We start from the raw sequence: 12,119 nt of genomic DNA on the forward strand, positions 1-12,119 counted from the left end.
CTTGCGGCGGCGTGGTGAACGCGCGTCAACCCTCGCGCCGCGCCCCAGCCGCGGCAGTTCCAATCGTGGCACGCGGCTTGAGTGGGGGTGGCGGCATGGACAAGACCATCTACCTCCCCGATCGCGGCGCGGTCGCCGACGCCGCCGACCTGATGCTCCGCTTCGGCGCGGAGGCCGGGCTCGAAGCCGCGATCCGTGCCAATCGCAGCCGCGATCTCGGCAACCATGTCCATTTCTGCCGCTGGCGTTCGATCGAACGGCTGATCCTCGTGCTCGGCGATGATATGGCGACCGGTACGCTGCACTGAGCGGCGTGCCCGGCGATCTGCCGCCCGCCACGCATTTTGCGCCATTGTCGCGCCGCCCCCGCCCGCGCTACTAAGCCGCATGGTTTCGCGCACGCGTCGGCGTTCTTGTGTTCTGGCCGCCGTCGGTTGCACCCTGCTGGCAGCGCCGCCCGCGCTCGCGCAGGACACTAGCCTCGATCCCGGCACCCCGCTCGATGCCGACGCCGATATCGGGGTCGCCTGGCCGGATCTCGCGCTGCAGCCGGGCGAGGAGGCCGCTGCTACCGACGCGACCACCGACATCGCCGCCGAAGCGCGCTACAGCTGGCGGATCGAGGGGCTCGATGCCATCTGGACCGACCTGATGCGCCAGCGCTTCGACGCCGCCTCGACGCTGAAGGCCAATGACGACGATCCCGCCAACGCCGCGCAGATCAACCGCCGCGCGCGCGAGGACGTCGAACTGCTCAATCAGATCCTGCGCGCCGAGGGCTATTACGACGCGCGCATCCGCCCGCAGGTCGAGCCGCAGGCGGGCGAGTTCCTCGTCACGCTGGTCGTGCGTCCGGGGCCGGTCTATCGCCTCAACTCGATCGATCTCGCCGGGATCGAGGGCGCGGGCGACAAGACCGACGAACTGCGCGAGGCGTTCGCGCTCGAGCCCGAGGCCCCGGCCAATGCCGACGCGATCGCCGCCGCCGACGAACGCCTGCGCACCGCGATCGGCAGCGAGGGTTTTCCGTTCGCCAGGGTCGCCGAGCCGGAGATCGTCATCGATCATGCCACCCAGACCGCGACCATCGGCATTGCCGTCGATCCGGGGGCGCAGCGCCGCTTCGGCCGCATCGTCACGACGACCGACCGGGTGTTCGACGGCGACCACGTCCAGGACATTGCCCGCTTCGAACCCGGCCAGCTCTACGACGCCGCCGAGGTCGAGGATCTGCGCCGCGCGGTCATCCAGACCGGGCTGGTCTCGTCGGTCGATATCGTTCCGGTGGAGGGGCAGGCACCCGGCACCGTCGATCTGCAAGTGGCACTCGAACCCGCGCCGCCGCGCACGATCGCGGGCGAATTGGGCTACGGCACCGGCGAGGGCGCGCGCGCGGAAGTCAGCTGGACGCACCGCAACCTGTTCCCGCCCGAGGGCGCGTTCACCGTGCGCGGCGTGCTCGGCACACGCGAACAGCTCGGCAGCCTGGTGCTGCGCCGCAACAATTTCCAGGATCGCGATCGCGTCCTGACGCTTCAGGCATCGGCCGCGCATCTCGAACGCGACGCCTTCGAGGCGGACACGATCAGCCTGTCCGGCGCGCTCGAACGCCAGACCAACATCTTCTTTCAAAAGACCTGGACCTGGTCGCTCGGTGCCGAGCTCGTCGCCACCGACGAGCGCGACGTGATCCTCGACACCGGCGAGGCGCGGCGGCGGACCTATTTTATCGGCGCGCTGCCAACGTCGCTCAACTATGACGGCTCGGACGACCTGCTCAACCCGACCACCGGCTTCCGTCTCGGCGGGCGCTTCTCGCCCGAAGTGTCGCTCAGCGGCCAGACCTTCGGCTATTCGCGCATCCAGCTCGACGCCAGTGCCTATCAGCCGGTCAATGACCGCGTCGTGCTGGCCGGACGCGTGCGGCTCGGCTCGATCCTCGGCGCGCCCCGCGACGCGATCGCGCCGTCGCGGCGCTTTTATGCGGGCGGCGGCGCATCGGTACGCGGCTACGGCTTCCAGTCGATCGGTCCGCGCGATCCCAATAACGAGCCCGTAGGCGGGCGCTCGCTCAGCGAATTTTCGCTCGAGGCGCGGGTCAAGGCGTTCGGCAATTTCGGGATCGTGCCGTTCTTCGACGGCGGCAACATCTATACCTCGACGCTGCCGCGCTTCTCGGACTTCCGCTACGGCGCCGGCGTCGGGGTGCGGTACTATTCCAATTTCGGCCCGATCCGCGTCGATGTCGGCACCCCGCTCAACCCGCAGCCGGGCGATTCGCGCATCGCGGTCTATGTCTCGCTGGGCCAGGCGTTTTGAGCGACGACGTCCAGCAGCCGAAGCGTCGCAGTCCCTGGCCGCGCCGCATCGCTGGCACGCTGGCGCTGCTCGCCGGGTTGTGCGCGCTGGCGCTGGTCCTGCTCGACAGCCCGCTCGGCCATCGCTTCGTCGCCGACCGCATCGCCGCGCTCGAACCCGCCAACGGCCTGCGCTACCGCGTCGGCCGGATCGAGGGATCGCTGTTCGGCAAGGCGCGGCTGATCGAAGTCCGCCTGTTCGATCGCAACGGCTTGGTGTTCCAGGCGCCGCAAGCCGAACTCGACTGGAACCCCTTCGCATGGAGCGCCAACACCCTGGCGATCCGCCGCCTGATCGTACCGCGCGCGACGCTCGCCAAATTGCCCGAACTCACGCCGACGGGCCGCACCGGCCCGATCCTGCCCGGTTTCGACATCGCCATCGGCGAATTGCGCGTCGATCGCCTCGACCTTGCCGCCGCCGTCACCGGCCGGCCGCGCACCGGGCGCCTCGTCGCCCGCGCCGATATTCGCGGCGGCCGGGCGATGGTCGACCTGGCCGCGTTGGTCGAGGGCAGCGATTTCGTGCGGATCGACCTCGACGCACAGCCCGACCGCGACCGCTTCGACCTGCGCGCGCGGGCACGCGGGCGCGCCGACGGCGTATTGGCGAAGCTGACCGGGATTGCCCGCCCGCTGTCGCTGACCATCGCGGGCGACGGCCGCTGGTCGCGCTGGCAGGGCCGCGTGCAGGCGGATGCGGGCGACGAACGCCTGATCGACCTTGCGCTCGGCAACGAAGCCGGGCGCTACACGCTGGGCGGGACGGTCGCGCCGCAAAGCCTGTTGCGCGGTCGGCTGCAGCGGCTGACCAGCCCGCGCATCCTGGTCAACGCCGCCGCCACGCTCGCCGACCGCCGCCTCGACGGCAACGCGTCGCTGCGCACGCCGTCGCTCGATATCGAGACGACTGGCGAGATCGACCTGGCGCGGAGTGCCTTTCGCAACCTGCGCACCCGCGCGCGGCTGCTCCGCCCGCCCGCACTGTTCCCCAACATGACCGGACGCAATGTCGAGCTGCGCGCGATTCTCGACGGCGCGTTCGCCACGGCGCGCTTCGACTATCGCATCACCGCCGACCGCTTCGCCTTCGATGCGACCGGGTTCGAAGGCGCGCGCGCCGCCGGGCGCGGGCGACTGTCGAAGGCGCCGGTGACGGTGCCGGTCGCCTTTACCGCGCGCCGCGTCACCGGCGTCGGCGACGTCGCGGGCGGCATCCTCCAGAACCTGTCGGTATCCGGAAACCTGCGTGTCACGCCGACATTGGTGCTCGGCGACGACCTGCGGCTGCGCTCGGACAAGCTCGACGGGCGCATCATGCTGATGCTCGACCTCACCAATGGCCGCTACGAAGTCAGCCTGAACGGCGGGCTCAACCGCTATCTGATCCCCGGCCTCGGCATCGTCGACGTCCAGTCGCGGCTGACGGTGATGCCCGGCCCCGGTGGCCGCGGCACCCGCGTGGTGGGCACCGGCGTGGCGCAGATGGTGCGGCTCGACAACGCGTTCTTCCGATCGCTGACCGGGGGATTGCCCCGCATTGTCGCGCGGCTGGAGCGCGGTCCCGACCGGGTGCTCTATTTCCGCGACCTGGTGCTGACCTCGCCCGACCTCACGCTGCGCGGCAACGGGTATCGCCGCACCGATGGCAGTTTCTTCTTCGAAGGCAGCGGCGAGCAGGCGACCTACGGCCCGGTTACTGTTCGCCTGGACGGTCGCATCGACCGCCCGGTGCTCGATCTGACCTTCGCCAGCCCGCAAGCGACGCTGGGCTTGGCCGGCGTCACCGCGCACCTCGATCCGACGCCGGCGGGCTATGCGTTCACGGCGCAAGGCGGCTCGCGGCTCGGGCCGTTCACCGCGCGCGGGCGCATCGATCTGCCGCGCGGCGGCAGCGCAACGGTCATCTTCGAGGAGCTGCGCGTCAGCGGCACGCGCGCCACCGGCCAGCTTGCGATCGTCCCCGGCGGTTTCGACGGACGGCTCGACATCGATGGCGGCGGGTTGTCGGGCATGCTGCGCTTCGTGCCGGTAAATGGTGTCCAGCGGATCGAAGGCGACATCGACGCACGCGCCGCAGCGCTGGCGGGGGTGACGGTGCGCCGCGCGAGCCTTGCCTTTGCGACGCTGCTCGATCCCGGTGGGACGACGCTCGAAGCCACCGTCGCCGCGCGCGGGCTGCGCGCATCGGGGCTCACGATCGGCAGACTCGCCGCCAGCGCGAAGCTGACCGACGGCGTGGGTGAGATCACCGCTTCCTTCTCGGGCCAGCGCGGCCGGGCGTTCGACCTGCAAAGCGTCACGCGTGTTAGCCCCGACCAGTTCCGCATCCAGCTCAAGGGCAGCGTCGATCAGCGCCCGCTCGCGCTCGACGAGGCCGCGGTGGTCAGCCGCGATGGTGATGGCTGGCGGCTCGCGCCGGTCGATCTCAGCTTTGCGGGCGGCACCGCGCGGCTTGGCGGCCGGGTCGGTCCGGGCGAGACCAGCGTCGAGGCAAGCGTCGCTCGCCTGCCGCTGGCGGTGCTCGACATCCTGCTGCCCGGCGCGGGGCTGAGCGGCGCCGCCACCGGCAAGCTCAGCTATACCGACCGCGCCGGCGTGCCAGATGGCCGCATCGACATGCGCGTGCGTGGATTGAGCCGCGCGGGGCTGGTGCTCTCGTCGCGGCCCGTCGATCTCGGCATCGCCGGGGTGATCGACGCCCGCCGCGCGGGCTTTCGCGCGGTCGTGGCCAGTGACGGCCGCATCATCGGCCGGGCGCAGGCGCGGATGGCACCGCTCGGGCCGGGCGCGCTGTTCCAGCGGATCGCGAATGCACCCTTGTTCGCACAGGTCCGCTATGACGGCCCTGCCGACACGCTGTGGCGGTTGACCGGGATCGAGCTGTTCGACCTTTCCGGGCCGGTCGGTATCGCCGCCGATGTCGGCGGTCGCCTCGCCGATCCGCGCATCCGCGGCACCGTCGTGTCGAAAACCGCGCGCATCGAAAGCGCGGTCACCGGCACGGTGCTGACCAATGTCCAGACGCGCGGCCGCTTCAACGGATCGCGGCTGGTGATCGACGAGTTCTCCGCCAGCGACGGGCGCGAGGGCAGCGTCAGCGGCTCGGGCGCGTTCGACCTGTCGGCGGCGTCGGGCTTCGCGATCGACCTCAATCTTCAGGCGCGGAACGCGGTGATGATCAACCGCGACGATATCGGCGCGGCGGTGACCGGGCCGATCACGATCCGTTCGGACGGCAATGGCGGCACGATCGGCGGCGACGTCCGGCTCGACCGCAGCCGCTATCGGCTGGGACAGGCGGTCACCGCCGCCGCGATCCCGCGGCTCAACATCCGCGAAGTCAACCAGCGCGGCCCGGATGACGAAGAGGACATCGTTCCCGTCGAACCATGGCGGCTCGATCTGCGCGCACGCGCCCCCGGCGGGCTGTTCGTGACCGGGCTCGGCCTGTCGAGCGAGTGGTCGACTGACATCCAGATTGGCGGTGAGCCGACCAATCCCAAGATCACCGGCCGCGCCGACCTGGTCCGCGGCGATTATGAATTTGCCGGCCGCACCTTCGATCTCGATCGCGGCGCGATCCGCTTCGACGGCTCGGTCCCCGCCAATCCGTCGCTCGACATCGCCGCCAATGCCGACACGCAGGGGCTCAACGCGACGATCCGCGTCACCGGCACCGCGCTCAGGCCGGAGATCGGCTTTTCCAGCATTCCGGCGCTGCCCGAGGACGAACTGCTGTCGCGACTGCTGTTCGGCACCTCGATCACGCAGTTGTCCGCCCCCGAGGCGCTGCAGCTGGCGGCGGCGGTGGCCGCGCTGCAGGACGGCGGCGACGGGCTCAATCCGATCAACGCGGTGCGCCGCGCCGCCGGGCTCGACCGCCTGCGCATCCTGCCTGCCGATCCGCAGACCGGGCAGGGCACCGCGATCGCCGCGGGCAAATATCTGACGCGGCGGACCTATGTCGAGATCATCTCCGACGGTCAGGGCTATTCCGCGACGCGCGTCGAGTTCCAGCTCACCCGCTGGCTGTCGTTGCTCTCGTCGATCTCGACGATCGGGCGGCAAAGCGCCAACATCCGGGTATCACGCGATTATTGATTGATCGCGCCGCGATCGCGCGCCACTGGCGGGGAGCGACTGGCTCGCCTGTACCTCCCTTGCGTCCGACTCCAGCGTTCGAGGCCGAATGACGCTTTCCCAGATCCTGTCGGTGACCGTGCTTGCCGGGATGATGCTGCTGTTCCTGTGGGGACGGCTGCGCTACGATATCGTCGCTATCCTGGCGCTTCTCGCCGGGCTGGCGGTCGGCATCATCGCGCCCGACGATGCGTTCAGCGGCTTTTCCGACGATATCGTCATCATCGTCGGTTCGGCGCTGGTGATTTCGGGTGCGGTCCAACGCTCGGGCGTGATCGAGACGCTGCTCGCACTGCTTGCCAAGCGGGTGACGCGGGTGCGTTCGCAACTGCTGCTGCTGACCGCCTCGGTCGGCTTCGCCTCGGCGCTGGTCAAGAATATCGGCGCGCTGGCGATGTTGATGCCCGCATCGTTCCAGATGGCCAAGCGCTCGGAAAGCTCGCCATCGGTGTTCCTGATGCCGATGGCGTTCGCGTCGCTACTCGGCGGGCTGATGACACTGATCGGCACCTCGCCGAACATCATCGTCAGCCGGGTGCGCGGCGAGCTGACCGGCGAACCGTTCCGCATGTTCGATTATCTTCCGGTCGGGCTGGGGCTGACGCTGATCGGGCTGCTCTATCTGCGCTTCGCCTATCGCCTGCTGCCGCGCGACCGCCGCGCCGCGCCGACGATGGGCGAGGCGCTCGACATCAAGAGCTATGTCACCGAAGCGACGATCACCGAAACCTCGCCTGCCGCCGACGAGACCGTCGCCGCCTTCGTCGCGCGCCACGACTCCGAAGTCACCGTCACCGCGGTGCTGCGCGCCGGCATGCGCAGCGCGCCGCATCCCGACACCGAATTGCGCAGCCGCGACACGCTGATCCTGGGCGGAGCGCCCGACGCCCTCGAACGCGTCATCGCGCGCGACCGCCTCGCGCTCGAGGGACACGACCGCGACGCGCCGGAAGGGTCGCAGGAAGACGATATCGGCGTCATCGAAGCGGTAGTGAACACCGAATCGGTGCTGATCGGCCGCACCGCCGGACGCATGCTGCTGCAGCGGCGCTTCGGCGTGAACCTGATCGCGGTGGCGCGGCGCGGCGAGCGGTTGACCCGGCGGCTCGCCAATATCGAGCTTCGCGCCGGCGACGTGATCGTGCTGCAGGGACCGCTCAGCCTGCTTCCCGAACGGCTGCGCGACCTCGGCTGCCTGCCGCTTGCCGAACGCACGCTGCGGCTGGGCAGCGCGCGCAAAGGACTGCTGCCGCTGGCGATCCTCGGCGCGGCGATGGCGGCTACGGCGACCGGGTACGTCCCCGTCGCGGTCGCGTTCTTCGCCGCTGCCGGGCTGATCCTCGCCAGCGGCGCGCTGCCTATCCGCGAGGCGTATGATCATGTCGAATGGCCGATCCTGATCATGCTCGGCGCGCTGATCCCGGTCAGCGACACGCTGCGCACCACCGGCACGACCGACCTGATCGGCGCGTTCCTTTCGGATACCGCGGCGACGCTGCCGCCCTGGGGCGCCGTGGCGATGATCCTGACCGCGGCGATGGCGGTCACGCCTTTCCTCAACAATGCGGCGACGGTGCTGGTGATGGCGCCGATTGCCGCGACCTTCGCGACCGGGCTGGGCATGCGCCCCGAACCGTTCCTGATGGCGACCGCAGTCGGCGCGGGGTGCGATTTCCTCACGCCGATCGGGCATCAGTGCAACACGCTGGTGATGGGGCCGGGCGGCTATCGCTTTTCCGACTATGCCCGGCTGGGCGCGCCGCTGTCGCTGATCGTGCTGGTGTTCGGCACGCCGCTGATCCTGTATTTCTGGCCTGCGCTTTGATTTGACGGCTGCGCGCCCCTAGCTTGAGGCGAAACCCAAGCAGGAGAGTGCAATGCGTACCCCCGAAGCCGTCGCCGGAATGCCGTGCCCGGTGTGCAAGACCGGCCTGGCGATGAGCGAGCGCAACGGCATCGAGATCGATTACTGCCCCACGTGCCGCGGCATCTGGCTCGATCGCGGCGAACTCGACAAGATCATCGAGCGCGCGGCTGCGCAAGAGGCGCCGCCCGCGCCGCAACCACCTGCGCCGCCGCAGCCCGGCTACGCTCCCGCTGCGCCCTATCCGCCACAGGCGCACAATCCGTGGGACCGCCCGAGCCACCAGGGCCAGGGCTACGACCCGCGCTACGGCAAGAAGCGCAAGAAGTCGTTCCTTGAGGAAATGTTCGACTGAGGCCCACGTGACGTCGGCCGGTGTCGTGCTATGCCGCAAGCCATGACCTCGATGACCTATGCCGACTATCTCGCGCTCGACACGGTGCTGGGGGCGCAGCATCCGATCTCGGACCATCACGACGAACCTTTGTTCATCGTCATGCATCAGACGATGGAGTTGTGGATGCAGCAGACCATCCACGAAGTCGGTCTCGCCTGCCGCCTGATCGCCGCCGATCGCCTCCACGAAAGCTACAAGACGCTGGCGCGGGTCAGCCGCATCCAGGCGGTGATGACGCTGTCGTGGGACGTGCTCCAGACGATGACCGCGACCGACTATCTGCGCTTCCGGCGCGTGCTCGGCACCTCGTCGGGCTTCCAGTCGGACCAGTTCCGCACCGTCGAGGTGATGCTCGGCTTTCGCGACGGTCCGCGCCACGGCCCGCACACCCGCGCGGCGGCGGCGCAGCCCAGCCTGTGGGACTACGCCAACGCCGCCGCACACCGCGCCGGGCTGCCGATTCCGCCTCGCGCGCTCGCCCGCGACTGGTCCGCGCCCTATGCGCACGACGCGGAGGTCGAGGCGGCATGGGCGCTGGTCTATCGCGACGAGGAGCGCTGGTGGCCACTCTATCAGCTCGCCGAGAAGCTGGTCGATGTCGACGAGGCGTTCGCATCGTGGCGGCACAAGCATGTCCTGACCGTGTCGCGCATCATCGGACACAAGCAGGGCACCGGCGGCAGCAGTGGCGTCGATTATCTCGCGGCGACCCTGCCCAAGCGCGCCTTTCCCGAACTCTGGTCGCTGAGGACGCAGCTGTGACCAGCTACAAGCATTTGTTCCAGCGCGCGCTCGCCGCGGCTCCCGAGCGGCTGCACATGGCGGCGCACAGCCATCATCTGTGGCCCGACGCGTCGTGGCTGGGGCACCAGGCGGCCTGGGACGACGCCGCGCGGCTCGCCGACAAGAAATGGTCGCGGGTGATGGGCGAGATCTGGCAGGGCGCGCAGCACCATGTCGCGCGCGAGCTGAAGCTGCCCGATCCGGAAACCGTGGTGTTCGCCGGCAATACCCATGATTTCCTGGTACGCATCGCCTCGGCGATCGACGCCCGCCCGCTGCGCATCCTCGCCACCGACGGCGAATTTCACAGTTTCCGCCGCCAGGCCGCGGCCTGGGTCGAGGCGGGGCAGGCGACGCTCGACCTGGTGCCTGCTACCGGCCATGATCCGGTCGCGGCGCTTGCCGAACGGATGGCGCAGCGGCGGCATGATCTGGTCGTCGTCAGCCAGGTGCTGTTCGGATCGGGCCGCGTGCTGTCGGGGTTCGACCGGCTTGCAATCCACGCCGCGCCCGAAGGGCCGTGGCTGCTGATCGACGGCTATCACGGCTTCATGGCCACCGACACCGATCTCGAAAGCATCGCCGACCGCGCTTTCTACACTGCCGGCGGCTATAAATACGCGATGTCGGGCGAAGGCGTAGGCTTTCTCCACGCCCCGCCCGGCTTCGCGACGCGCCCCGTCCAGACCGGCTGGTATGCCGAGTTCGACGATCTGTCGCTGCCGCCGGGCGGAATCGGCTATGCCCCCGATGCGCGGCGTTTCCTTGGCGGCACTTTCGACCCGTCGGGGCTGTACCGGTTCGTCGCGGTGCGCGACATGCTGGTGCGCGAACGGCTCGACACCGCGGCGATCAGCCGCCACGTCGCAGGCTTGCGCGACCTGCTGATCGCCGGGATCGAGAACACCGCGCTTGGCCATGCAGAGCTGCTCAACCCGCCGATCGGCGGCCCGCAGGCACGCTTCCTTGCCCTGCGCAGCCCGCACGCGGGCAAATGGCAGGGGCGGTTGCTCGAACGCGACGTCGTCACCGACGTGCGCGGCGACGTGCTGCGCATCGGACTGGGTCTGTATCATGACGAGCGCGACGTGGCGCGGTTCGTCGAGGAAGCAGGGTGGCTCTGATTCGGTTCAGCGCTCGACCACTTGCCCGCGCATCGGCGCCAGCTTCGACAGGAACCGGTTCTGCGCCGAAAAGCTCACCCCCTCGTCGGCCATCGCCGCCTGCAGATTCTCGACCAGCCGGTTCATGTCGGCCTGCTGGATGCCCAGATCCTTGTGCGCCGCCTTCATGTCGCGCCCTGAATAGGAACACCCGGCATTGAGGATCGCGCAGAACTGCTCGAAGATCGTCCGCTTCAACCGCACCTGATCGTGGTTGGCGAATACCGGCCCGGTCACCGGATCGGCGAAGTTGCGCCGCACGAAGCCATCGACGATGCGGTGGATACCGTCCTGCCCGTGGAACGCCTGCGCCATCGCATCGCCCTCGAAGGCGCGCGCGCCGAGATTGCCGGGGCGCACCGCATAGGGTTCGACCGCTTCCTCGCCCGGCATCGCATGGGGCGGGGCGGCGGGCGGCGTTTCCTGGAACAGCAGCGCGACAGCGAGCAGGATGGCGGGCATGGTCGTCTCCAACATCAGAACCCGGCCTGCAGCTGGAACAGCACGCCGCGCTGGTCGGGCACGGTGGCGATCGAGCCGAGATCGGAATAGGCGACCGTCGCGGTCAGGTTGCGGTTGATCGCATAGGCGGCGAACGCGTCGAACCAGTCGTGCTCGCGGGCGATGCCCAATTTGTCGGGCTTGGACCGGTATTCGCCGCCGATCACGAAGCGGCGCGACAACTGATACGCCGCCGATCCTTCGAAATGCAGGTCGTAGCTGTCGTCCTTGTCGCCGCCAAATCCCAATATGCCCAGCTGATTGGCCTTGGTCGCGCGTGCGGTGACGTTGAGCAGCACGCTGTGCGACAGCAACAGCTTGGTCGCCGACACATAATAATCCGCGCCTTCGGAATGCCTCGCTCCGACCGCGGCGACGATCGGCGCGTCGAGATTCTTCTTGTACTGGATGCCGGCCGCGATCGCGGGCAGCATCGGCGCGCCATAGACGACGTCGCCGAGCAGCTTGACCTTGGCGCCATAGACGTCCTGGTCGAAGGCGAAATCCTGGCCGATGCCGAGCACGGCGCCGATCTCGTTGGTGTTGAAATTCTGGCGCGCATAGCTCAGCTCGACGCGGTCGAAGATGCCGATCGCGACGCTTAGGCTGCGGAAATCATAGCTTTCGACTTCGGCGATCGTGACCGCGGCCTGTGCGCCGATGCCGTCCTTGGTGCCGTTGCCCGCGATCACCGCCCATGGCGTCAGGCCACCTCCGGCCGCGCCCTCGACGGTCGAGATTCCGTTGGTCAGCAACAGCTTGCCTCCGCCGCGCAGATCGTCGGCGTGCGCCGGCGTGACAGCGAACAGGCCGATCGCGGCGGCGGATGTGTAAATTGCGTGTTTCATCGCGACGCATCGCTATCATCGTCTGGTTAACGCCGGGTAAGCCAGCCACGCTCCGCGTCATCC

At 69.0% G+C, this 12,119-nt stretch carries 9 protein-coding genes; 7 read left to right on the forward strand and 2 right to left on the reverse strand.

The features are described 5' to 3' along the window. The first annotated feature begins 95 nt into the window (after positions 1-95). The 7 genes from FHY50_RS13150 to FHY50_RS13180 all read left to right on the forward strand — a co-directional run bounded on the left by FHY50_RS13150 (position 96) and on the right by FHY50_RS13180 (position 10,668). Positions 96-308, forward strand: a complete 213-nt coding sequence (locus FHY50_RS13150) for a hypothetical protein (protein ID WP_140231375.1) — start codon at positions 96-98, stop codon at positions 306-308. A gap of 79 nt (positions 309-387) precedes the next feature. Next, complete coding sequence (locus tag FHY50_RS13155; RefSeq protein ID WP_140231376.1) at positions 388-2,319, forward strand: autotransporter assembly complex protein TamA; 1,932 nt, start codon at positions 388-390, stop codon at positions 2,317-2,319. Further along, on the forward strand, positions 2,316-6,461 hold the full coding sequence (locus tag FHY50_RS13160; protein WP_180345156.1) for a translocation/assembly module TamB domain-containing protein: 4,146 nt from the start codon (positions 2,316-2,318) through the stop codon (positions 6,459-6,461). The genes FHY50_RS13155 and FHY50_RS13160 overlap by 4 nt, the downstream gene beginning before the upstream one ends. An 88-nt stretch (positions 6,462-6,549) precedes the next feature. Beyond that, positions 6,550-8,325: an SLC13 family permease gene (locus FHY50_RS13165; RefSeq protein WP_140231377.1), complete on the forward strand. Its 1,776-nt coding sequence runs from the start codon at positions 6,550-6,552 to the stop codon at positions 8,323-8,325. A gap of 52 nt (positions 8,326-8,377) precedes the next feature. Continuing rightward, complete coding sequence (locus FHY50_RS13170; protein WP_140231378.1) at positions 8,378-8,719, forward strand: TFIIB-type zinc ribbon-containing protein; 342 nt, start codon at positions 8,378-8,380, stop codon at positions 8,717-8,719. A gap of 42 nt (positions 8,720-8,761) precedes the next feature. Beyond that, positions 8,762-9,523, forward strand: coding sequence for a tryptophan 2,3-dioxygenase (locus tag FHY50_RS13175; protein ID WP_140231379.1), 762 nt, complete (start codon positions 8,762-8,764; stop codon positions 9,521-9,523). Next, positions 9,520-10,668: an aminotransferase class V-fold PLP-dependent enzyme gene (locus tag FHY50_RS13180; protein WP_244935373.1), complete on the forward strand. Its 1,149-nt coding sequence runs from the start codon at positions 9,520-9,522 to the stop codon at positions 10,666-10,668. The genes FHY50_RS13175 and FHY50_RS13180 overlap by 4 nt, the downstream gene beginning before the upstream one ends. 6 nt (positions 10,669-10,674) lie before the next feature. On the opposite strand, the gene FHY50_RS13185 is transcribed toward FHY50_RS13180, so the two are convergent. Both FHY50_RS13185 and FHY50_RS13190 read right to left on the reverse strand, forming a co-directional pair. Further along, positions 10,675-11,169 carry a group I truncated hemoglobin gene (locus FHY50_RS13185; RefSeq protein WP_140231380.1) on the reverse strand — a complete coding sequence of 165 codons (495 nt, stop codon included), beginning with the start codon at positions 11,167-11,169 and terminating at the stop codon, positions 10,675-10,677. Positions 11,170-11,183: 14 nt separating this feature from the next. Continuing rightward, the gene (locus FHY50_RS13190; RefSeq protein ID WP_140231381.1) at positions 11,184-12,056 is read right to left on the reverse strand and encodes a DUF3034 family protein; all 873 of its coding nucleotides are present in this window, start codon (positions 12,054-12,056) and stop codon (positions 11,184-11,186) included. Positions 12,057-12,119 lie beyond the last annotated feature (63 nt).

Source organism: Sphingomonas japonica (assembly GCF_006346325.1).
GTDB lineage: Bacteria > Pseudomonadota > Alphaproteobacteria > Sphingomonadales > Sphingomonadaceae > Sphingomonas > Sphingomonas japonica.

What these genes read in the sequence shown, in the direction of transcription:
- FHY50_RS13150 (WP_140231375.1), top strand. Translation starts at nt 96, where the DNA reads ATGGACAAGACCATCTACCTCCCCGATCGCGGCGCGGTCGCCGACGCC.
- FHY50_RS13155 (WP_140231376.1), top strand. Translation starts at nt 388, where the DNA reads ATGGTTTCGCGCACGCGTCGGCGTTCTTGTGTTCTGGCCGCCGTCGGT.
- FHY50_RS13165 (WP_140231377.1), top strand. Translation starts at nt 6,550, where the DNA reads ATGACGCTTTCCCAGATCCTGTCGGTGACCGTGCTTGCCGGGATGATG.
- FHY50_RS13170 (WP_140231378.1), top strand. Translation starts at nt 8,378, where the DNA reads ATGCGTACCCCCGAAGCCGTCGCCGGAATGCCGTGCCCGGTGTGCAAG.
- FHY50_RS13175 (WP_140231379.1), top strand. Translation starts at nt 8,762, where the DNA reads ATGACCTCGATGACCTATGCCGACTATCTCGCGCTCGACACGGTGCTG.
- FHY50_RS13185 (WP_140231380.1), bottom strand. Translation starts at nt 11,169, where the DNA reads ATGCCCGCCATCCTGCTCGCTGTCGCGCTGCTGTTCCAGGAAACGCCG.
- FHY50_RS13190 (WP_140231381.1), bottom strand. Translation starts at nt 12,056, where the DNA reads ATGAAACACGCAATTTACACATCCGCCGCCGCGATCGGCCTGTTCGCT.